The organism is Pelotomaculum propionicicum (assembly GCF_048984525.1).
Taxonomy (GTDB): Bacteria; Bacillota; Desulfotomaculia; order Desulfotomaculales; family Pelotomaculaceae; genus Syntrophopropionicum; species Syntrophopropionicum propionicicum_A.
The window spans coordinates 61,061-82,477 of the sequence record NZ_JBMGJC010000014.1; the positions used below are offsets into that span (position 1 = coordinate 61,061).

General features: G+C 53.6%; 19 protein-coding genes and 1 pseudogene. 19 read left to right on the forward strand and 1 reads right to left on the reverse strand.

The features are described from left to right. Positions 1-82 precede the first annotated feature (82 nt). The 8 genes from yqfC (at position 83) to era (ending at position 7,790) form a co-directional block, all read left to right on the forward strand. Complete coding sequence (yqfC, locus tag ACOBQJ_RS14580; RefSeq protein ID WP_421072499.1) at positions 83-364, forward strand: sporulation protein YqfC; 282 nt, start codon at positions 83-85, stop codon at positions 362-364. Positions 365-385: 21 nt separating this feature from the next. Continuing rightward, on the forward strand, positions 386-1,618 hold the full coding sequence (gene yqfD, locus ACOBQJ_RS14585; protein ID WP_421072500.1) for a sporulation protein YqfD: 1,233 nt from the start codon (positions 386-388) through the stop codon (positions 1,616-1,618). 78 nt (positions 1,619-1,696) lie between these two features. Next, positions 1,697-2,653 (forward strand): PhoH family protein, encoded by a 957-nt coding sequence (locus ACOBQJ_RS14590; protein WP_421072501.1) that lies wholly within the window; start codon positions 1,697-1,699, stop codon positions 2,651-2,653. 33 nt (positions 2,654-2,686) lie between these two features. Then, positions 2,687-4,867, forward strand: a complete 2,181-nt coding sequence (locus ACOBQJ_RS14595; RefSeq protein WP_421072502.1) for an HD family phosphohydrolase — start codon at positions 2,687-2,689, stop codon at positions 4,865-4,867. Further along, positions 4,824-5,288, forward strand: coding sequence for an rRNA maturation RNase YbeY (gene ybeY / locus ACOBQJ_RS14600; RefSeq protein WP_421072503.1), 465 nt, complete (start codon positions 4,824-4,826; stop codon positions 5,286-5,288). Before ACOBQJ_RS14595 ends, ybeY begins: the two co-directional genes overlap by 44 nt. A 48-nt stretch (positions 5,289-5,336) precedes the next feature. Next, on the forward strand, positions 5,337-6,038 hold the full coding sequence (locus ACOBQJ_RS14605; protein WP_421072504.1) for a diacylglycerol kinase: 702 nt from the start codon (positions 5,337-5,339) through the stop codon (positions 6,036-6,038). Between the two features lie 252 nt (positions 6,039-6,290). Beyond that, on the forward strand, positions 6,291-6,752 hold the full coding sequence (cdd, locus tag ACOBQJ_RS14610; RefSeq protein WP_421072505.1) for a cytidine deaminase: 462 nt from the start codon (positions 6,291-6,293) through the stop codon (positions 6,750-6,752). Between the two features lie 132 nt (positions 6,753-6,884). Then, positions 6,885-7,790 (forward strand): GTPase Era, encoded by a 906-nt coding sequence (gene era, locus ACOBQJ_RS14615; RefSeq protein WP_421072506.1) that lies wholly within the window; start codon positions 6,885-6,887, stop codon positions 7,788-7,790. Positions 7,791-7,958: 168 nt separating this feature from the next. On the opposite strand, the gene ACOBQJ_RS14620 is transcribed toward era, so the two are convergent. Further along, on the reverse strand, positions 7,959-8,513 hold the full coding sequence (locus tag ACOBQJ_RS14620; RefSeq protein ID WP_421072507.1) for a UbiX family flavin prenyltransferase: 555 nt from the start codon (positions 8,511-8,513) through the stop codon (positions 7,959-7,961). A 158-nt stretch (positions 8,514-8,671) separates the two neighbouring features. Here ACOBQJ_RS14620 and recO point away from each other — a divergent pair, with 158 nt between their 5' ends. From recO to ACOBQJ_RS14675, 11 genes and pseudogenes are all read left to right on the forward strand, one after another. Further along, entirely contained in the window at positions 8,672-9,418 is a 747-nt protein-coding gene (gene recO / locus ACOBQJ_RS14625; RefSeq protein ID WP_421072508.1) for a DNA repair protein RecO, read from the forward strand. A 56-nt stretch (positions 9,419-9,474) separates the two neighbouring features. After that, entirely contained in the window at positions 9,475-9,906 is a 432-nt protein-coding gene (locus ACOBQJ_RS14630; RefSeq protein WP_421072509.1) for a DUF4342 domain-containing protein, read from the forward strand. Between the two features lie 412 nt (positions 9,907-10,318). Beyond that, complete coding sequence (gene glyQ, locus ACOBQJ_RS14635) at positions 10,319-11,197, forward strand: glycine--tRNA ligase subunit alpha (RefSeq protein WP_421072510.1); 879 nt, start codon at positions 10,319-10,321, stop codon at positions 11,195-11,197. 4 nt (positions 11,198-11,201) lie between these two features. Beyond that, the gene (glyS, locus tag ACOBQJ_RS14640; RefSeq protein ID WP_421072511.1) at positions 11,202-13,292 is read left to right on the forward strand and encodes a glycine--tRNA ligase subunit beta; all 2,091 of its coding nucleotides are present in this window, start codon (positions 11,202-11,204) and stop codon (positions 13,290-13,292) included. A gap of 517 nt (positions 13,293-13,809) precedes the next feature. Beyond that, positions 13,810-14,013: pseudogene (locus tag ACOBQJ_RS14645) on the forward strand (hypothetical protein); the annotation flags it as partial. 256 nt (positions 14,014-14,269) lie between these two features. Beyond that, positions 14,270-14,908, forward strand: coding sequence for a helix-turn-helix transcriptional regulator (locus ACOBQJ_RS14650; protein WP_421072512.1), 639 nt, complete (start codon positions 14,270-14,272; stop codon positions 14,906-14,908). Positions 14,909-14,921: 13 nt separating this feature from the next. Further along, a complete protein-coding gene (locus ACOBQJ_RS14655) occupies positions 14,922-15,743 on the forward strand; it encodes a pyruvate, water dikinase regulatory protein (RefSeq protein WP_421072532.1) in 822 nt (273 codons plus the stop codon). Continuing rightward, positions 15,733-18,405 (forward strand): pyruvate, phosphate dikinase, encoded by a 2,673-nt coding sequence (gene ppdK, locus ACOBQJ_RS14660; RefSeq protein WP_421072513.1) that lies wholly within the window; start codon positions 15,733-15,735, stop codon positions 18,403-18,405. The genes ACOBQJ_RS14655 and ppdK overlap by 11 nt, the downstream gene beginning before the upstream one ends. Positions 18,406-18,953: 548 nt before the next feature. Beyond that, positions 18,954-19,523, forward strand: coding sequence for an RNA 2',3'-cyclic phosphodiesterase (gene thpR, locus ACOBQJ_RS14665; protein ID WP_421072533.1), 570 nt, complete (start codon positions 18,954-18,956; stop codon positions 19,521-19,523). Between the two features lie 61 nt (positions 19,524-19,584). Beyond that, positions 19,585-20,196 (forward strand): flavodoxin family protein, encoded by a 612-nt coding sequence (locus tag ACOBQJ_RS14670; RefSeq protein ID WP_421072534.1) that lies wholly within the window; start codon positions 19,585-19,587, stop codon positions 20,194-20,196. Positions 20,197-20,327: 131 nt separating this feature from the next. Beyond that, positions 20,328-21,329 (forward strand): deoxyguanosinetriphosphate triphosphohydrolase, encoded by a 1,002-nt coding sequence (locus ACOBQJ_RS14675; protein ID WP_421072514.1) that lies wholly within the window; start codon positions 20,328-20,330, stop codon positions 21,327-21,329. The last annotated feature ends 88 nt before the right edge of the window (positions 21,330-21,417 follow it).

The following is a 21,417-nucleotide window of genomic DNA, read 5'->3' on the forward strand; positions in this document are numbered from 1 at the left end:
GCTGCAGTAAATGGATAGCCTGCCAATTAATAGTACTTTATGCCCCTTTGCAAGCATAAAATTTTTGCAGGAGGGGATTTTTATGGCTTTGCATGATTTAGGGAAGAAAGTAAAAAAACAGTTTTCCGATTTTCTGGAAATGCCTGGCGATGTAATGATGGACATGCCCAAAATAACCATGGTCGGCGATATCAAGCTGTATATTGAAAACCACCGCGGCATTATCGAATACAGCTCGACAGGGGTAAGGGTCAGCGTGATGGAAGGGGAAGTGGCCGTCGCCGGGGAAGGCCTGATGCTGCGCAACGTGCTGCCGGATGAGATCTGCGTGGAAGGTAAAATCAAGTCTTTGAGTTTTCTTTAATTTTAAAACGGGGTGTTTATTATGATGTTATTTAGGATGATGTCCTGGCTCCAGGGTTACCTGGTCATACACGTTACGGGGGAAGCGCCTGAAAGGTTCGTGAATATGGCCGCCAGCAGGGGGATCTACCTCTGGGATGTGGAGAGGCTGAGAAACGGGGCAGTTATGTTAAAGGTCCACCTGAAAGCGGTCAGGCCTTTGCGCCATATCGCCAGGCGCACGCGCTGCAGGTTTCGTATCCGGCAGCGTTCCGGCCTGCCGTTTTATTTTGCGGCGCTGCGCAGAAGAAGGGCCCTGGCGCTGGGAGCCCTTTTGTTTCTTACAGCACTATATTTTTTATCCTCGTTTATATGGTTTGTTGAAGTGAAGGGTAACGATAAGCTGGATTCGTCCCAGGTGCTGCAGGCGGCCGGGCAGGCCGGGCTGCGCCGGGGCGCGCTTAAATGGAATGTCGATCCCGCCGCGATAGAGAACAAAATTGTAGAACAGCTGCCCCTGGTTTCATGGTCCGGTGTCTATATTAAGGGCACCAAAGCTACCATTGAGGTGGCTGAACGAATAGTTCCCGCGGAGGAAAACAACCGGCCGGCCCACATAGTCGCCAAAAAAATGGGGGTGATCAAAGAGGTGCTGGTTATAAACGGCCGCCAGGCAGTGAAGGAAGGAGGCACCGTTTCTAAAGGACAGGTGCTTATTTCAGGGGAGATACTTCCTGTCGAAGAGCCGGTGAAGAGCGAGGCGGGAAAAAAAGCCGAGCCCCCAAAACCCTCGCGCTATGTGCATGCCAAGGGCATCGCCCGGGCCAGGGTCTGGTACGAGGGCTACAGCGAGGTCAGCCTGGTGGAGACGGGAAAGCGCCCCACCGGCAGGGAAGAAACCCGCGTCAGTATTAAATTCAAGGGCAAGGAAATAATTTTATCTGGAGGCCCAAATGAACCCTTTGAGCAGTATGAAACCAAGACTTTTGTCAGCCGGACGCCGCAATGGAGGAATCTTACTCTGCCTGTCGAACTTATAACTATGAAATATTTTGAATTGGCTGATTTCAGGGAGGAACGCAGCCGGGCGGCCGCCCGCAGGACTGCCGAGGAACGCGCCTATGCCGCGGCTGCTCAGTCCATGCCGGGTGACGCCAGAATACAGGAACGGTGGGTTGAGGAAGTCGCCACAGGCGATTCGGATAAACTGGTAAGGGTGAAGGTGGTAATTGAAACAGTGGAGGATATCGGTGAGGAAGCTGCCTTCAAGCCTTAAAAAGGAAGCCTGATATACAAGTTGTTTATTCAGTTGTGTTTTTAGTACTGCTTAAATTTAAGGAGGTACAATCTGATATTGGCGGAAAAGTATGATGCGAGGGTTGAACTGGATGACATAGGCGCGGCGGCTGAAATATTCGGCCGGAACGACGAGCACCTGTCACATATCGAGAAGACCCTCGGAGTCAGGTTTGTGGCCCGCGGCCAGGAACTGGTAATCAGCGGCGACAGGGAGAAAGTAGAACAGGCGGTTGAAGTGCTGAACCAGCTGCAAAAGTATTACCGGGCGGGGAACCGTCTGACGGCCCACGAGGTCAGCTACGCGATCAGGGCCGCGGTGAGCGGGGTAAAGGACTCACTTGGAAGCCTGGCGGCGGAAGTAGTTATGACTACACCCCGCGGCAAACAAATTAAGTTAAAAACAAAAGGACAGCAAAAATATATCAATGCCATAAAAAGAAACGACGTGGTTTTTGCCATCGGGCCGGCCGGGACGGGTAAAACTTACCTTGCCGTGGCTATGGCCATAAAAGCTCTGCGCAACAAGGACGTAAGCCGCCTGGTGCTGACCCGCCCCGCGGTGGAAGCAGGGGAGAAACTGGGCTTTTTGCCCGGCGACCTGCAGGAGAAGATCGATCCCTATCTCAGGCCGCTGTACGACAGCCTTTATGATATCCTGGGATTGGAGAACACGCAAAAATACCTGGAAAAAAACATAATAGAGATCGCCCCCCTGGCTTATATGCGGGGCAGGACACTGGAAGACTCGTTTATCATCCTGGACGAGGCGCAAAACACCACCCCGGAACAGATGAAGATGTTTCTGACCAGGCTCGGTTTTGGCTCGAAAGCGATCATTACGGGTGATATCACCCAGATCGACCTGCCCCGGGGGCAGGTGTCGGGGCTTATCAACGCGCTTAACGTGTTAAAAGATATCGCGGGGCTGGGTATCCATACCATGACCGGGGAGGATATTGTCAGGCACCCGCTGGTCGAAGAGATCATTAATGCCTACGAAAAAGAGAAATGAGGCACTGTAAAGGCGACTTTAGGGGAGTGAACCATGCTTGCTATCAGCGAGTTAAAGAATAGATTATCAGCCGTCCTGTCCTTTTTAATAAAGCAGCGCAAAGTGCGGCGGGGCAGTGCGGCGGTTTTGTTTTTGCTTCTGTTTACACTGATCATGGCCATCCAGTTCGTGCCGGAGAATTCCAGTGTGGTGGTCGGCCAGGTATCGCCCAAAACATTTAAGGCGCAGAAAAACCTTGTATTTGAGGACAAGGAAAAGACCTCTGAACAGCGGCGCCTCGCCGCGGAAAAGGTTGAAAAGGTTTATTCAAAGGACCCGCAGGTGAGTATCGCGGTACAGAAAGATATATCAGACCTTTTCGCCAGGGTGCGTGATATCCAGGGCGACAACAGCCTGGACGCCGCCGGTAAAACCACCAAACTCAAAGCGGCCCTGCCTTTTGTAATACCGGAAGCAGATATAACTGGCCTTGCTGATTTCGAGTCGAAAGACAGTCAGGCCGTGGAAAACTCAGTGAACAACCTGGTCGGGAACATCATGGACAGCAGGGGCGGGGTTGTCCAGGACCGCCTGGAAGAGGCCAAGAAAACTTTATATGACCAAGTCGAAGGGCTTGGACTGGCCGGTCCTTATGACAGTTTTTCCAAGGGGGTCGTAGGCCGCTTTTTACGTCCCAATACGTTTGTTAACTATGAAATGACACAGCAGAAGCAGGAACAGGCAATGGCTTCAGTACTCCCCACCATGATCTCCGTAAAGGAAGGCGAGAAGCTGATCGGGGAAGGTGAGATCGTCACTGAGGAGCAGTATGTCAAGCTCCAGGCGCTTGGTTTAATAAGGGAGAAACCACCCCTGACTTCCGTGCTGGGCATTTTTTTGCTTGTGGCCATGCTGATGACTGCCGCCCTGATTTATCTTTACCAGCAAAACCGGGAAATATATGAACATGCGGGCCACCTTTACCTGCTCGGGATTATTGTCCTGGTCGTGATGGGTGTTGGGAAAGCAATTATCGCTATTAATGTTACCCAGTGGCCTGAGTTCGGCGCCCAGTTCGGCTATATGGTGCCGGTTGCCGCGGCCGGGATGCTGATATCAATACTGCTTGATTCAAGGCTGGCCGTGCTCATGGTGGCGGTGTTGAGCCTGTTGCTGGGGGTTATGACCGAAAACCAGCTGCGTTTCGGTTTGGTGGGGCTTATTGGCGGCATAGCCGGTGTTTACAGCGTTTCCAAACTCAGCCAGCGGGGCGACCTCGTGCGCGCGGGTTTTTACACCAGCGGCGCCAACGTGGTGGCAATATTCATAGTGGGGCTCGTGAACGGGAGTCCCCTGGCGCTCCTGCTCTCGACCAGCCTTGCCCTCGGCGTGCTCAACGGCATTTTGTCGTCGATCCTGACCAACGGATCCCTGCCGTTTCTGGAAAATACATTTCATATTACTTCGCCTGTGCGGCTGCTGGAAATATCAAATCCGAACAACGCCCTGTTAAAGAGGCTCCTGACGGAAGCCCCGGGGACCTACCACCACAGCATTATCGTGGGGAACCTGGCCGAATCAGCCACGGACGCGCTGGGGGGCGATTCTCTTATGGTCCGGGTGGGAGCGTATTATCATGACATCGGAAAGAGCAAGAGGCCCTATTTCTTTATCGAGAACCAGATGACCGCGGATAACCCGCATGATAAAATAACCCCTTCGCTCAGCACGCTGATCCTGACGTCTCACGTTAAGGACGGGGTGGAGATGGCCAGGGAACATAAACTGCCCCAGGGCATCATCGATATAATTGAACAGCACCACGGCACCAGCCTGGTATCATATTTTTACCACAAGGCCCTGGAAAACGACCGGAACGAGACTGTCACCGAGGAAGAATTCCGGTACGAAGGGCCCAAGCCGAGGACCAGGGAAGCGGCGATAGTGATGCTGGCGGATTCGGTTGAGGCGGCGGTCCGTTCCCTGCAAAACGCGACCCAGGGTCGGGTTGAGGGGCTGGTCAGGAAAATAATCAAGGACAAGCTAAACGACGGCCAGCTGGAGGAGTGCGACCTTACTTTTAAAGATCTCAATGTTATTGCCAGCGCTTTTGTCCGGGTCCTGTCGGGGATCTTCCACAGCCGGGTGGAATACCCGGAGATGTCCCAGGAAATTGAAAGGAGAAATACGAATGGCGGTTCTCGTAAACAACTTGCAGGAAAAAACGGCAGTTGACGATAACACGGCCGCTTTTCTGGCTGACGCGGCAGGTAAAGTTTTAAGCGCCGCCGGATATGGCGGGGATGCTGAAGTGGGCCTGGTTTTTGTCGACGACGACTACATCCATAAGTTGAACCACCAGTACCGGGGCGTGGACAGCCCTACGGACGTGCTTTCCTTTGCCATGATGGAAGGAATTCCCATGGCCGGCGGGGAAGAAGAAACAATCCTGGGCGACGTGGTGATTTCCCTGCAGGCTGTCGGGCGGCAGGCCAAAGAATACGGCCACAGTTTTCTGCGCGAAGCGGCCTACCTGACCATACACGGGGTCTTGCACCTGCTCGGGTACGACCATATTGATGAAGATAAACGAAAAATAATGCGCCTGAAGGAAGAGGAAATAATCGCCGCCCTGGATTTTCGGGGAGCGAAGTAAATATGAGACCATTTTGGATTTATCCGTTGATGCGAGGTAAGGGTGCCCATGAGCCTGCGTAAGTTTTTGAACAGTTTTAACTATGCGGCGGCCGGAATAGTCCATTCAATTCAATCACAGCGCAACATGAAAATTCACATGGCCGCGGCCCTCCTGGTTTTAGGACTGTCAGTTTACCTCAGGATCAGTTCCCGTGAATTTTTAATAATATTCTTTGCGATCACCCTTGTGATCATGGCGGAATTGTTCAACACGGCGATTGAGGCTGTGGTAGACCTTTACGTACAGGATTTTCACCCCCTGGCGCGGACGGCCAAAAACGTAGCGGCCGGCGCGGTCCTTTTGGCTGCGCTGAACTCAATTGTGGTTGCCTATATCATAATCTTCCCGCGGCTGGAGGGTTATTCTTTTTACCTCGCGCCTAAGATAAAAGAAACGCCGCTTAACGTGACCCTGATTGCCCTGGTTATTGTCGTATTGGCCGTGGGTGTGGGCAAGGCTTTTACCAGCAAAGGGACTTTTGTCAGGGGAGGCCTGCCCAGCGGGCATACGGCCGTGGCTTTCGGCGGGGCGACCGCGTTAACCCTGCTGACAGGCAATATCATCGTGGCCACGGTTTCTTTAGTCATGGCCCTGCTGGTGGCCCACAGCAGGCTTGACGCCGAGGTGCACACAATGTTTGAGGTTATTACCGGCGCGCTCCTGGGCATACTGGTCACTATGGCGGTATTTGCCCTGGCCGGCTGGTGACAAAACCGTGTCAAGGGGACGGTTCTTCTGACACGATCGTGTCAAGGGGACGGTTCTTCTGACACGATCCAGAGCAAGAAAACGGAAAACGTGTCAAGAGAACCGTCCCCTTGTACAGATGAATGGGGACACACCTCTATTTAGAGCCTGCTTTTGGGCCGAGGAATGTCCCCGATCGGTATGCCTGTCCTGTAAGAGAGGGACGTTTCTGTAGGCAAGCATTGCTAGACATGAATAAGGTGGGTATACAAAGTGATTTTTCCTATTGAGAAACTGATCAACGCCGCGACCGCGGCCAGGGAAAGAGCATACGCGCCCTACTCGAATTTCAGGGTCGGCGCCGCCATCCTGACAAAAGAAGCCCGTTACTACACCGGCTGCAATATTGAAAACGCGTCATACGGGTTGACCTGCTGCGCCGAGCGGGTCGCCCTTTTCAAGGCTGTTTCCAACAATGAACGGTTCTTTGAAGCTATCGCCATAACGGTCGGCACAAGCGAATTCTGCCCCCCATGCGGCGCCTGCCGCCAGGCGCTGGCGGAGTTCGGGGCGAATATTAAGGTTTATATGGCCAACAATGAGGGACAATATGTCATGAAGACTGTGGACGAGCTGCTGCCGGACACGTTTAGATTAAAAGAGCCAAATCAGGCGGGAGACTGTCCGGAGGTCGAGAGAACAGTGACTAAACTGATCGAGCCGGTCAACCGCTGAACGGCAAAGGCGACAGCGTGTCAAGGGGACGGTTCTCTTGACACGATCGTGTCAAAAGAACCGTCCCCTTGACACGCGCGCGTGGTCGGCTAAAGCCGACCCTACAACTATTGAGCGAAAAGGTGGTCTCGTTTGTCTAAAAAAGAAGGTTTTAAGTCCGGTTTCGTGACCCTGATCGGTAGGACCAACGTCGGTAAATCCAGCCTTTTGAACAAAATTGCCGGCCGGAAAGTGGCTATCATGTCAGATAAGCCGCAGACTACCAGGAATAAGATACTGTTCGTTTTTAACCGGGAGGGATCCCAGGTTATTTTTTTGGACACTCCAGGCGTCCACAAACCCAGGCACAGGCTAGGCGAACAACTGGTGCAGGTGGCGCTGCAGACCCTGCGAGAGGTCGACGCGATCCTGTTTTTAGTCGAGGCTGACCAACCGCCCGGGCCGGGTGACAGTTTCATTATTAAAAAGTTCCAGGATATCAAGACCCCGGTTCTGCTGGTAATCAACAAGATCGACCTGGTCAGGCGGGAGGAACTGCTCCCCCTGATTGAACAGTACAGCAAGCTCTACAATTTTTCTGAGATCGTGCCGGTGTCGGCGCTGACAGGGGAGAACCTGCCCAGCCTGCTCGAAACGCTCGAAGGTTACCTGCCGCCCGGGCCGAAATATTACCCGGACGATATTGTTACCGATCGCCCGGAGACCTTCATCATGGCTGAGCTGATCAGGGAGAAGGTGCTGCAGCTCACCAGCCAGGAAATTCCCCACTCGGTGGCGGTGGTGATTGAAGAGATTAAAACGCGGCCCAACGACGTGGTGGCCGTCCGCGCGGTAATTTATACGGAAAGAGAGTCTCAGAAAGGCATCCTCATTGGGAAGGGCGGCCAAGTGCTGAAAAAAGTAGGCCAGCTGGCGCGGGAAGAGATGGAAGGCTTGCTTGGCTCAAAGATATTTCTCGAGTTGTGGGTAAAAGTCAAGCCGGGCTGGCGAAATAAGGAAGACCAGCTGTGGAGTTTTGGCTACAGGGGTGAGGAGTGACGTACTAAAGGCATTTGTACTATAAAAAATGATTATACCGTTAGCTCATTGAAGTTTTATATCATAAATTTTAATATTCTTGTTAATCCGGTGTGAATATATAAATAAATCTAATATTAATCTTGTTAATCTTTATAATCTTGTTAATCCTGTGAAAGATTCGGCTTGTCATCTGCCCCAGCGCCGGAGAAGGTCGTTCTCGATGCCCAGCAGGTCCAGGGCCCGGCCGGCCGATTGCTTCACTATATCGTCCACCGCCGCGGGGCGGTTGTAAAAAGCCGGCACCGGCGGCATAATCGCCACTCCAATCCTGGCCAGTTTGAGCATGTTCTCCAGGTGGATCGCGCTGAGCGGTGTTTCCCTCGGCATTAAGACAAGTTTTTTGCCTTCCTTGATGGTTACGTCAGCAGCCCTGGCGATAAGGCTGTCGGAGAAGCCGCACGCTATGGACGCCAGTGTTTTCATGCTGCACGGGGCAATGACCATGCCGCTGTGGACGAAGGAGCCGCTGGAAACTGCCGCTGCCATGTCATCAGCCGCGTAACAGCGATAAGCCAGCGCCGCTACCTGTTCGGGCCGGTAACCGGTCTCCAGTGTAATTGTCTGCTCAGCCCAGCGGCTTATGATCAGGTGGGTCTCGATCTGCCGGAGTTTTAAATATTCCAGGATGGTTATACCATACACCGCGCCTGAAGCCCCGGTTATGCCGACTACTATCCTCAAAACTGTCAACTCCCAGGTGAAATTTATAATTGACAACTATTTTTAGCATTTAGCTGGAAAGAGTAAATATATTTGTTATAGTGTCATTATTATAAGAACATTATATATATTTTAAGATTTTTTTCCACCCCGAAAAATATTGAACACGGGCGGGCATTATGAAACTGTATAAAGTCGACGCGATTGTACTGAGGTCTATAGAGTGCGGCAACGGTGACAAGCTGCTGGTCATTTTTTCGCGGGAACACGGCAAGATGAAGGTCATGGCCCATGGAGTGACTAAACCGTCCAGCAGGAAACGCGGCTCCGTGCAGCCTTTCACCTATACCAAATTTCTAATCCACCGGGGCAGGGAACTCGACTCTGTCAGCCAGTGTGAAGGGATTGAGATGTTTCCCTTTCTCAGGGCCGACCTGGGGATAATCAGCTATGCGAGCTACCTGGCCGAACTGGTCCAATGCCTCATACCGGAAGGAGAACAAAACGAACCGCTCTTCCGCCTGCTCCTGGAGACAATGCGCCTGATGAAAGAGAGGGAGGCTGAAATACTAACCCGCTCCTTTGAGCTTAAGGCCGCCGGGCTGATGGGCTACCTGCCCGTGCTTGAGGCCTGCGCGCACTGCGGGGAACCTCCGGCCGGAAGTCTTTTTTTCAGCGCTGAGACCGGCGGAGTGCTGTGCGAGGCATGCGGCGCCGGTGACCCGCGGGCTGTTCCCGTCAGCAGGGGTATGGTGGAGACGTTGAAGGCGCTTTTAAACTGGCCCCAGGACAGGCTGCGCCAGCTTAAAATCAGCCCTGCCGACAGAAAGCGGATTAAAACTTTGTTATACGATTACCTGAAATATTACCTGGAGCGGGACCTGAAGTCAGCTTCCTTTATAAACCGGTTTGCCGAAGAGCCTTGAGGATGTATAAAAATTTGCCCGCCGGGAGTAAATAATACCAAGGAAGGGGGATATAAATGACCAGTGAGCTGGAGAAAATCGACATACTGAGGGCCCGCCTGGACATCAGCTATAAAGAAGCGAAAGAAGCCCTCGACGCGGCAGGCGGAGATGTAGTCCAGGCGCTGATTGACCTAGAAAAGAGAGAAAGCGATTTTGGCGAATACTTTCAAGATAAGGGCCAAGACGTGCTGGGGCGGGTAAAAGGGTTTCTGCATAAGGGGCGTGATTACCGGATTAAAATTAAGCAGGGGGACAGGGTGGTTTTTGAAGTCCCCGCTTCCCTGGGCGCGCTGGGGATCCTCGGGGCGCTTGCCAGCAGCGAAATTGCGTTGGTTGGAGCGCTGGGCGCGACTGCGGCCATGGCGAAAAAATATACCCTGGAATTTGAACGCAAGCCCGGTGAGGGCGCCGAAAACTGCCCCGCAGATGAGGAAGAAGATATTTAACGTCCCAAGGGCATTGACTTTAAACCGTTAATTTGATAAATTGGTAAAAAAATAAATGGGCGATGAGGAAAAGGTAGCCGGACGGTTGTTTCGAAGAGAGCCCGCTGGTGGTGAGAGAGGGCAAACAATGCCGGTGAAAGGCGTTTCCGAGCTGCGAGAGGAACACCAGATTCAGTCGTGGGTCGTGAGTCGTGGGACGTGGGAAGAAAACCACGATGACGGCTGGTTTGGTTAGTAAAGCTTGCGCATGAAAAAGTGGGCTTTTTCTAATGTCCGGTATCTGGAGCCGCGGCGGAGGACAAAGCCAAACAGGGTGGAACCGCGGGAAAAACTCCCGTCCCTGGTAGCAATACCGGGGCAGGGGAGTTTTTTAGTTATTGTTTAATAACATTTGGATACAAGGAGGCAGGACATGAATTTTCAGGAACTCATCCTAAAGCTGAACAGTTTTTGGTCCGCACAAAACTGTATCATCCAGCAGCCTTACGATGTGGAAAAAGGAGCCGGCACCATGAACCCGGCGACTTTTTTACGGGCGCTGGGCCCGGAGCCGTGGCGGGTGGGATATGTTGAGCCGTCGCGCCGCCCCACCGACGGCCGCTACGGGGAAAACCCCAACAGGCTGCAGCATTACTACCAGTACCAGGTGATTTTAAAGCCCTCGCCGGACGACGTGCTGGAGGTCTACCTGGACAGCCTGAAGGCGATCGGAATTGACCCGGACGAGCACGATATCCGCTTTGTCGAGGACAACTGGGAATCCCCCACCCTGGGCGCCTGGGGGCTGGGCTGGGAAGTCTGGCTGGACGGCATGGAGATAACCCAGTTCACTTATTTCCAGCAGTGCGGCGGCATTGACTGCCGGCCGGTTTGCGCGGAAATAACCTACGGCCTGGAGCGGATAGCCATGTTTATCCAGGGAGTCGACAACGTTTATGACATCACCTGGGTGGACGGGATTACCTACGGCGACGTCCACCACAAGGGCGAGGTGGAGCATTCCCACTATAACTTTGAACTGGCGGATACCGGTATGCTGTTCAAGCTCTTTGATTTATACGAGAAAGAAGCGCAGAGCGTTATCGGAAAAGGTTTTATCCTGCCGGCTTACGACTACGTGCTTAAATGCTCGCATGCTTTTAACCTCCTGGATGCGCGCGGCGCTATAAGCGTAACTGAGCGCACAGGTTTTATCGCCAGGGTGCGGAACATGGCCAGGCTGTGCGCCCAGGCCTATGTCGAGCAGCGTGAAGCCATGGGCTACCCGCTGTTGAAGAGGAAGGAGGCGTAAAAGCATGGGTGACAGCAGCAGGGATTTTTTACTTGAAATTGGTGTGGAAGAAATGCCGGCCAGGTTTCTCGATCCGGCCCTGGCTGAGCTTAAGGAATTGGCCGCGGCGGCCTTGAAGGAGCATCGCCTTGCTTTTAAAAACATGACTGCCTGCGGCAGCCCGCGGCGCATCGCGCTGTTGGTGGAGGGAGTGGCCGTCAGCCAGGAGCCCCTGGAAATGGAAGTGAAGGGACCGGCCGTAAAGGTCGCGTACAAGGACGGAGTCCCGACCAGGGCGGCCGAAGGCTTTGCCGCCAGCCAGGGAGTAAAGGTTCCCGACCTGGTGCAAAAACCGGTCGGCCATGTGGATTATGTCTTTGCCGTGAGAAGAGAAGCGGGCCGTCCGGCCATGGAAGTCCTCCCGGCGATAGTTCCCGGCCTGATTACAGGGCTGCATTTTCCCAAGCCGATGCGCTGGCGCGACCTGGAGTTCCGTTTTGCCAGGCCGATCCGCTGGATAGTATCTCTGTTTGGTAAGGACATAGTGGAGTTTGAATTTGCCGGGCTGAAAGCCGGCAGGACTACATACGGCCACCGTTTCCTGAGCAAAGAACCCCTTGAGCTGGGCGAGCCGGCACAATACATCGGGACAATGAGGAAGAACCATGTCATGGTGGATGTGAAGGAGCGCAGGGACGAGATCTGGCGGCAGGTGTGCAGGCTGGCAAGTTCCGTGGGCGGTTTTGTGGAAGAGGACGAAGATCTCCTGAATGAAGTAAACAACCTGGTTGAGTACCCCACAGCCCTGATGGGTGAATTCAGCCCTGATTACTTAAAGCTGCCCAAAGAGGTGCTGGTTACTCCCATGAGGGAGCACCAGCGCTATTTCCCCGTGGTGGACGCTGAAGGCAGCCTCCTGGCAAAATTCATTGCCGTAAAAAACGGCGCCGCCGATCACCTCGATATTGTCAGGGCGGGAAACGAGAAGGTGCTGAGAGCCCGCCTGGCTGACGCCAACTTCTTTTACCAGGAAGACATAAAGTCACCCTTAGCCGGGAAAGTGCCTGAGCTCAAGAAAATTGTTTTCCAGGAGAGCCTTGGCACGGTTTACGACAAAACAGTCCGGGTGGGTGAAATAGCCGCTTACCTGGCTGAGGAACTGGGGGCGGGCGATGAGGACAAAGAAACCGCCCAGCGCGCGTCCATTCTCGCCAAGGCTGACCTGGTCACGAACATGGTCTATGAATTTCCGGAACTGCAGGGTTACATGGGCCGGGAGTACGCGGTGCGCTCGGGCGAAAGCGACGCGGTGGCGGAGGCTATTTTTGAACACTACCTGCCGCGTTTTGCCGGCGACCGGCTGCCGGATACCTTGCCTGGAAAAATACTCAGCATATCAGACAAGATAGACACTATTGTGGGATGTTTCGCTATCGGCATCCAGCCGACAGGTTCCCAGGACCCGTACGCGCTCAGGCGGCAGGCCCTGGGCATAAGCAATATTATCCTGGAAACCGGGGCGGCTCTTTCCCTGAAAAAACTGATTGAGACAGCCTACTCCTGCTACGAGGGGAAAGTCCTGCTGGTACTTTCCATGAATGAGGTCATAGAAGAAGTCACTGAATTTTTCAAGCAGAGAATTAAAGGGATCCTGGATGACCGGGGCTTTTCTTATGACACCGTGGACGCGGTGCTCACCACCGGCTACGATAATTTATACGATGTCCTTCTGCGGGCAAACGCCCTGGCTGAATTCCGCCAGGAACCTGATTTCGCTGATTTGCTAACAGCTTTCATCCGGGCCAACAATCTTTCTAAAAACGCCGACACCCTGCATGTTGAACCGGAGTTACTGGAAGACTTCTCCGAGAAGTCCCTCTACAAGCTTTTGTCGGAAGTGGAGGCTCGGGCCAAAGCATATCTTGATCAGCAGGACTACCGCGGCCTGCTCGGAGCTATCGCGACCCTCCAGGCGCCGCTCGATAAATTCTTCACCTCCGTGATGGTCATGGTGGACGACGAGAAAGTGCGGGACAACCGCCTGGCGATGCTGGCCAACCTGGCCGCTCTAGTGAAACAGGTGGCCGACCTGAGCAAAATCGTAGTAACCGCGTAAAGCACAACGTGTCAAGGGGACGGTAACCGTGTCAAGGGGACGGTTCTCTTGACACGCTTTCGGACCGCGACAGTAGGGACGGTTCTCGCTGTCGCAATTTGAACTAAGGAAAATCTCTTGTTATGTATGGCCGGATTTATCCGGCCATACAATGGGTTACATACATCAGCCCTCAAGCAGGCACCGGACAGAGGTGTGTACCCGTACCTAAAATGATGTGTCTCATTCCGCTAACGGCTGAAGCCGCACCTGAATTCCCGTCTCTTATACTTTTAATTCAGACTCTCAAATTAACGCTTACAGGAAATGTATCCAGTTCATCCGCGACAGTGGGGACGGTTCTCACTGTCGCAATTACGTGTCAGGGGGACTGTATCTCCTGTACCGTTTTCTTCATACAACGTTATCGCACATTTGCCAGTAACGCTTATTTCTGTTACACGCTAGTAGATTTGGGGTAAGGTATCTGCCTTTCTGTTTCAGTGGCAGGTTTTTGATTTTTTAAAATGCGACAACCCATGGATTGAACCGGGCCAAAGGCTACGGTCTGAAAAGTGTCCGCATTCAGGCCAAACTAACGGCCCTGGCGGTAAATTTGAAGCGGATAGCCAGAATGGTATCCGCCTCAAAGGGTTTGTATACGCTTGTTTTTAGGTTGCAATACTGTATGTTGCTGATTAATCGGGATTATTTGATTAGGGGACAAGCCGAGGCGACCTAAAAAGGGTACTTTTTTAGCAGCCTCGAACCGTCCCCCTTGACGCGATCGTGTCAAAAGAACCGTCCCCGTGACACGATCGTGTCAAGAGAACCGTCCCCTTGACACGATTGAACCGTCCCCTTGACACGATTTTGCGGTAACATGGAAATTAATTTTTCAACTAAAAAGGGATGGAAATTATCCGGAAATTAATATATATTATATATGTGTTAAAACAAATTAGTATGTCATATATGCTCTACAAGGAGCGATGGATTTGAAGCTTACGAAGCGGCAGGAAAATATCCTTGAGATCGTCAGCAACTACGGTCCAATCACCGGCGAGCGCATCGCCGAGATGCTAACCCTGACCAGAGCCACGCTCAGGCCCGACCTGGCTATACTGACAATGTCAGGACTGCTCGAGGCCCGTCCAAGGGTAGGGTACTTCCACAGCGGAAAGTCCCGTTACAGGGTTGTTGCAGAAAAACTGAATAGCGTTTTGGTCGACAGTGTCAAGTCAGTCCCGATAGTTGTCAGTGAAAAGTGCTTCGTCTACGACGCGGTGGTCACCATGTTTATCGAGGATGTGGGCACTCTTTTTGTGGTTAAGGAAGGAGGCCTGCTGGAAGGGGTAATATCCCGCAAGGACCTTCTGAAAACGACCCTTGGCGGGCATGATATTCAAAAACTTCCTGTCAAGGTGGTTATGACCAGGATGCCCAACCTGGTCCTCACGACGCCGGAAGAAACGGTATGGCTGGCCGCTAAAAAAATAATGGCCCATGAAGTCGACGCCCTGCCCGTGGTGCGCAAGGTTAGCCTTGCAGATGGAAGCGAAGGGCTGGAGGTAGTGGGACGTTTGAGCAAAACCAATATTACCCGGCTTTTTGTTGAACTGGGAGAAGGGTATTAAGGGGGTGTCCAACATTTCTGATAAAACTGTAATTTACATCGTGTCCGATTCCGTGGGTGAAACCGCGGAGCTGGTGGCCCTGGCCGCGGCAAGCCAGTTTAATCACGGCAGCGTGGATATACGCCGGGTGCCTTATGTCAATGATCCCAACGAGATACCTGAGATTGTGGAAGAAGCCAGCCACTTCAACAGCCTTATCGCTTACACCCTGGTCATTCCGGAATTAAGGGACGTCCTGATCCACGAGGCGGAAAAATGCGGCATTCCGACAGTGGATATTATGACGCCGATGCTCGATGCTCTGTCAGCTGTTATCCACCGCCAGCCGAAGCTGGAGCCCGGTCTGGTCAGGCGGATGGACGACGAGTATTTTCGCAAGGTCGAGGCGATCGAGTTTGCCGTCAAGTATGACGACGGCAAGAACCCGAGGGGAATTATCCGGGCCGACCTGGTCGTTATCGGTGTGTCCCGCACATCCAAAACTCCGCTCTGCATGTACCTGGCCCACAAGCGGATAAAGGTGGCCAACGTGCCGCTAGTCCCGGAAGTGGCCCCGCCCAAAGAAATTTTTCAGCTGCAATCTTATAAACTGATCGGCCTGACCATCAAGCCCAAGCACCTGCATGAAATCCGCAGGGAAAGGCTGAATACCCTTGGCCTGACCTCTAACGCCGACTATGCCAGCATGGAACGGATACTGAAAGAGCTTGAATACGCCGAGGGCATTATGAAGAAAGCAGGCTGCCCCATTATCGACGTGACCAATAAGGCAATAGAAGAGACCGCAACCAGGGTTATGGAGATTTACTACAGGGGTGAAAGGCATGGCAGATAAATACGTCTACCTCTTCGAAGAAGGGGGAGCCGGAATGAAAAACCTGCTGGGGGGTAAAGGCGCGAACCTTGCTGAAATGACCAACATCGGCCTTCCCGTACCCCCCGGCATTATTATTACAACCGGGGCCTGCAAAGAATTTTCCGCTTCGGGGCAAAAGTTCCCCGAGGGCCTGGAAGAGCAGGTCAAAGATAAAATCAAGATCCTCGAAAGCAGCCTGGGGAAAAAATTCGGCGACAAAGCCAACCCCCTGCTTGTTTCCGTGCGCTCGGGCGCGCCCGTTTCAATGCCCGGCATGATGGACACCGTGCTGAACCTCGGCTTGAATGATATTACAGTGGGCGCTCTGGCCGAAAACACCGTAAACGAGCGCTTCGCCCTGGACTGCTACCGCCGTTTTATAACTATGTTCGGCGACGTGGTCATGGGCATTGATCACAGTAAGTTTGAACGGATCCTGGACCGGCAAAAACTAAAGGCCCAGGTTAATTTTGACAACCAGCTCTCGGGCGGGGAATGGCGGGAGGTAATTGAAGAGTATAAAAAGCTTATAAAGAGGGAAACGGGAGACGACTTCCCACAGGACCCCATGAAGCAGCTCTTCATGTCCATCTACGCCGTTTTCAATTCCTGGAATAACGATCGCGCCGTTGTTTACCGCAGGATTAATAAGATCCCGGACGAGCTGGGCACAGCTGTGAACATACAGGCCATGGTGTTCGGCAATATGAGCAACGACAGCGGCACCGGCGTGGCCTTTACCCGCAACCCTTCCACCGGAGAGAAAAAGCTTTACGGTGAATACCTGATTAACGCCCAGGGCGAGGACGTGGTGGCCGGCATCCGGACACCGCAGCCCATAGCGTCCCTGCAGAAGGAAATGCCTGTCATATACAGCCAGTTCGAGGAAATATGCAGGCGTCTGGAAAACCACTACCGCGACATGCAGGATATAGAGTTTACCGTCGAGCGCGGCAAGTTGTGGATACTGCAGACCAGGAACGGCAAAAGGACCGCCCAGGCGGCGATAAAGGTAGCCGTGGACATGGTGAACGAGGGACTTATCACCAGGGAGGAAGCTGTATTAAGGATCGAGCCGGCACAGCTTGACCACCTCCTGCACCGGCGCATTGACCCCGAGGCCAGGCTCAACATCGTGGCCAGGGGGCTGCCTGCCTCCCCGGGCGCCGCTTCCGGCATGGTCGTTTTTGACGCGGACCTGGCGGAGAAGCTGGGCCAGGAAGGCAAAAAACTGGTCCTGGTCCGCACGGAAACAACCCCGGACGATATTCACGGGATACTGTACGCCCAGGGCATACTTACCTCAAGAGGCGGTATGACCAGCCACGCCGCGGTGGTGGCGAGGGGAATGGGCAAGCCGTGCGTATGCGGGTGTGAAGCCCTCCAGATCGACTACGACAAAAACGAGCTCAAAGTCGGCAACCTGGTTATAAAGCAGGGCGATATCATTTCCATTGACGGCTCCACAGGAAATGTCATCACCGGCACCGTGCCGATGATTGACCCTGGATTATCCGCGGAGTTTCAGCAGCTGCTGGAATGGGCGGACCAAATCCGCTCGCTCGGAGTGAGAGCAAACGCGGATAACCCGGAGGACGCCGCCAAAGCGAGGGGCTTTGGCGCCGCCGGCATCGGCCTGACCCGGACTGAGCATATGTTTATGGCCCAGGACCGGCTGCCGGTTGTGCAGGAGATGATCCTGTCAGGCACCCTCAGAGAGAGGGAAGAAGCTGTTAATAAACTGCTGCCCATGCAGCGGGATGACTTTTACGGGATTTTAAAAGCCATGGACGGCTTGCCGGTAACCATCAGGCTCCTGGACCCGCCGCTGCACGAGTTCCTGCCGGACGCCGAGGAACTGATGGTGGAGATTACGCGGCTGAAGCTGACCGGCGGCGATAAAACGGAAATCAGGGAAAGGGAAGAACTCCTGCGCAAGGTCAGGTCTCTTTCTGAACACAACCCCATGCTGGGCCACCGCGGCTGCCGGCTGGGGCTCACCTTCCCGGAAATTTACGCGATGCAGGCCAGGGCCATTTTCCAGGCGACGGCCAGGCTGGTTGAAGAAGGCCTGAACCCGATCCCGGAAGTGGAGATACCCCTGGTTATCGAGGTGAAAGAGCTGGCCTACCTTCGTGAACTGGTTGACAGGGTAGCCAGTGAGGTTAAGAAAGACTCCGGTATTGACTTCCATTATACCGTGGGGACCATGATCGAGATTCCCAGGGCGGCCCTGCTGGCTGATGAAGTGGCTTTGGAAGCGGATTTCTTCTCTTTCGGCACCAACGACCTGACCCAGACAACCCTGGGTTTTTCCAGGGACGACGCGGAAGGCAAGTTTATGCGGGCTTACCTCGACCAAAAAATACTGGCTGACAATCCCTTTATGGTGCTTGACCGCAAGGGTGTCGGCAAGCTGATGAAGATGGCGGTGGAGTTGGGCCGCCGGACCAAACCCGACCTGCTGATCGGGATCTGCGGCGAGCACGGCGGGGAGCCCAGTTCGATCGAGTTCTGCCACAGCATAGGCCTGGATTTTGTCAGCTGTTCACCCTTCAGGGTGCCCATAGCCAGGCTGGCCGCCGCCCAGACCAAGGTCAGGTCCGACCGCTCCGCCAGGCAGGACTACAGCACGCTTTAGCAGTAAATAATAAGGGAGACCTTTCTAAGGTCTCCCTTGCGGCGGCTGTACGGTTCTCAACTGTCGCAAAAAATTAAGGAATGCGACACCGGGAACCGTCCCCTATGTCGCACAAAAAAAGAGTGAAAGAAATGCGACACCGGGAACCGTCCCTATGTTGCAGGAATTTTTTCTGGAACGTGTCATGAGGACAGTTCTGTTGACACGCTTTTGTTTGAAGATTTAATAATAGTAATCGTGTCAACAAAACCGTCCCCAAGACACGCTCCGAGATGGGTTTCTTTCCTTGAGATAGTGTCACGAAAACCGTCCCCTGTGTTGCAAAATAAGAGTATGCGACACCGGGAACCGTCCCTATGTTGCAGGAATTTTTTCTGGAACGTGTCATGAGGACAGTTCTGTTGACACGCTTTTATTTCAAGATTTAATAATAGTAATCGTGTCAACAAAACCGTCCCCAAGACACGCCCCGAGAAGGTTTTCTTCCCTGGAGTTAATGTCACGAAAACCGTCCCCTGTTACCTGAAGGAGATGATCGTTTGCGGCAGATGAGGCTGTTTGTGGCTGTGAATTTCCCATTTGAAATAAAAAAAGCTGTCGGCTCGTTCATCCAGGACTTAAGGAAGGTCAAGGCTGATTTAAAATGGGTTGAGCCTGAGAACCTCCACCTTACTGTGCAGTTCCTGGGCAATGTCAGCGAGGAGCAGGTACCAGACGTGACTGAGGCGCTGAACAGGGGCGCCGCGGGAATAGCGCCTTTTTCCCTTGAATTGAGCGGGGTCGGCGTATTTCCATCCAGGGAAAGGCCCCGTGTTTTTTGGGCCGGCGCCGCCGGTGACACTGCAGCCTTGTTGAAATTAAGCCGGCAGGTGCAGCGTGAGCTGAAGGAGCTGGGTTTTGACCCCGGAAAAAATAAATTTTCACCTCATCTGACATTGGCCAGGCTGCGTTCTCCGGCGGGATTCTCGGATGTTCTGGACAGGGCGGAAAAGGCAGCGGCAAACAAGGTGTTCGGGTCCGCCAAAATATCAACGGTGGACCTCATGTTAAGCGAGCTGGGCCCCAGGGGGCCGAAATACTTCACCCTGGCCAGGGCTTCCCTGGCCGGCTCACCTTAAGGCATATTAGGCAACCGCATGGCATAAAGTTTATTTAACACGGTAGGAGGGGGGATTGCCAGTGTTTATCCTGGCCCTGAACGGCAGCCCGCGCAGAGAGGGAAACACTGCTTTTTTGCTGAATAACGCTCTCGAAGAAATAAAGGCGACCGGCGTTGAAACCAGGCTGGTCCAGGTTACAGACGGGCTGGCAGATGTCAAGAACCCCTACTGCCTGTACTGCAGCACCCCTTGTGACGGGAGATGCTATAAAAACACCAGGCTGGCCGAAATGTTTGACCTGATGCGCAGGGCCGACGGGATCCTGATGGGAAGCCCGGTGTACTTCGGCACGGTGTCCGCCCAGCTCAAGTCCTTCTGGGATAAGACCAGGCTTTTAAGACGCGAAAAATATCTTCTCAATGTCGCGGGCGGCGCCCTGGCTGTCGGCGGCTCCCGTTTCGGGGGGCAGGAAACCACCCTGCGCGCCCTCCAGGACATGATGTTATGCCAGGGTATGATCGTGGTGGGCGACGCCCACAGGGACGACGACGCGGGGCACCAGGGCGCCTGCGCCCAGCAGCCTGCTACGGCGGACCTGCCCGGGCTGGCCCGTTCCAGGATTCTGGCCAGGCATGTCCTCGAGGTGGCGGAGGCCACATCGCTCCTGAGGCGGAAAAGAATTGACGCATAATCCCCGGTGTATTTTTGCGGCTGCCGGGGTTCTTCTTTTTATTAAAAAGAATATTTCCAGCAGGATAACAGTCCTTTTTGGTAGAATCTTTTTTAACCATTTTAAAATCCGGGATAGGACGGTGGCTTTAAATGGACATCCGCCTTCGTTCCGAGGAATTGGAGCGCCAGATTTTATCCCCCCGGGCCTGCTTGAGCAGCGCCAGCCGCGGCCGCCTTGCCGCCGAAGATGAATGCAGCGTGCGTACCGCTTTCCAGCGCGACCGGGACCGGATCATACACTCAAAGAGCTACCGGCGCCTCAAGCACAAGACACAGGTCTTTATCATACCGGAGGGCGACCATTACCGCACCAGGCTTACCCACACCCTGGAAGTGGCCCAGATTGCCCGCACAGTGGCCAGGGCGCTGAGGCTCAACGAAGACCTGGCCGAAGCGGTGGCCCTGGGCCATGACCTCGGCCATACCCCTTTCGGCCACGCCGGCGAAAAAGCGCTGAACGCTGTTTTTAAGCCTGGTTTCAAGCATAACGAGCAGAGCATCAGGGTGGTAGAGCTGCTGGAAGGGGGACGGGGCCTTAACCTGACCTGGGAAGTGCGGGACGGGATTTTAAACCATACCGGCCCGTTAAGGCCGTCAACCCTGGAGGGGCAGATCGTAAAAATTGCCGACCGGGTCGCTTATATCAACCATGATATCGACGACGCGATCCGGGGAGGAATACTCAGAGCGGACCAACTACCGGCTGAATGCCTGGCAGTCCTCGGCAAGGAACACCGGGACCGGATCAACACGATGGTGCTTGACCTGATCCACACAAACCTCGCTGATACCGCTGAAATAAAAATGAGCCCTGCGATCCAGGCTGCTACCGACAAGCTGAGGAATTTTATGTTCGATAATGTCTATATCGGCTCGGAGGCAAAGCGGGAAGAGACCAAAGCATGCCATGTTGTCCAGCACCTTTATAAGCATTTTATGAAACATGACGAACTCCTGCCGCCTGAATACCACCGGCGCATCGCTGACGAAGGCGCCGACAGGGTGGTTTGCGATTATATAGCGGGCATGACGGACAACTTTGCCATCCGGATATACCAGCGTTATTTCCTGCCGCTCCCGTGGATATTGTAGGTCCGCAGCCGCCTCTTATTTTAAAAAACATCGAAATAAAGGATAATTTATTGATATAGCGAAACTTTCAATTAATGAATGCATTTTT

Coding starts and splice junctions, on each gene's coding strand:
- ybeY (WP_421072503.1), top strand. CDS start 4,824: ATGGCGGTTCTCGTAAACAACTTGCAGGAAAAAACGGCAGTTGACGAT.
- ACOBQJ_RS14630 (WP_421072509.1), top strand. CDS start 9,475: ATGACCAGTGAGCTGGAGAAAATCGACATACTGAGGGCCCGCCTGGAC.
- thpR (WP_421072533.1), top strand. CDS start 18,954: ATGAGGCTGTTTGTGGCTGTGAATTTCCCATTTGAAATAAAAAAAGCT.
- yqfC (WP_421072499.1), top strand. CDS start 83: ATGGCTTTGCATGATTTAGGGAAGAAAGTAAAAAAACAGTTTTCCGAT.
- ACOBQJ_RS14595 (WP_421072502.1), top strand. CDS start 2,687: ATGCTTGCTATCAGCGAGTTAAAGAATAGATTATCAGCCGTCCTGTCC.
- recO (WP_421072508.1), top strand. CDS start 8,672: ATGAAACTGTATAAAGTCGACGCGATTGTACTGAGGTCTATAGAGTGC.
- ACOBQJ_RS14675 (WP_421072514.1), top strand. CDS start 20,328: ATGGACATCCGCCTTCGTTCCGAGGAATTGGAGCGCCAGATTTTATCC.
- ppdK (WP_421072513.1), top strand. CDS start 15,733: ATGGCAGATAAATACGTCTACCTCTTCGAAGAAGGGGGAGCCGGAATG.
- glyS (WP_421072511.1), top strand. CDS start 11,202: ATGGGTGACAGCAGCAGGGATTTTTTACTTGAAATTGGTGTGGAAGAA.
- ACOBQJ_RS14605 (WP_421072504.1), top strand. CDS start 5,337: ATGAGCCTGCGTAAGTTTTTGAACAGTTTTAACTATGCGGCGGCCGGA.
- yqfD (WP_421072500.1), top strand. CDS start 386: ATGATGTTATTTAGGATGATGTCCTGGCTCCAGGGTTACCTGGTCATA.
- glyQ (WP_421072510.1), top strand. CDS start 10,319: ATGAATTTTCAGGAACTCATCCTAAAGCTGAACAGTTTTTGGTCCGCA.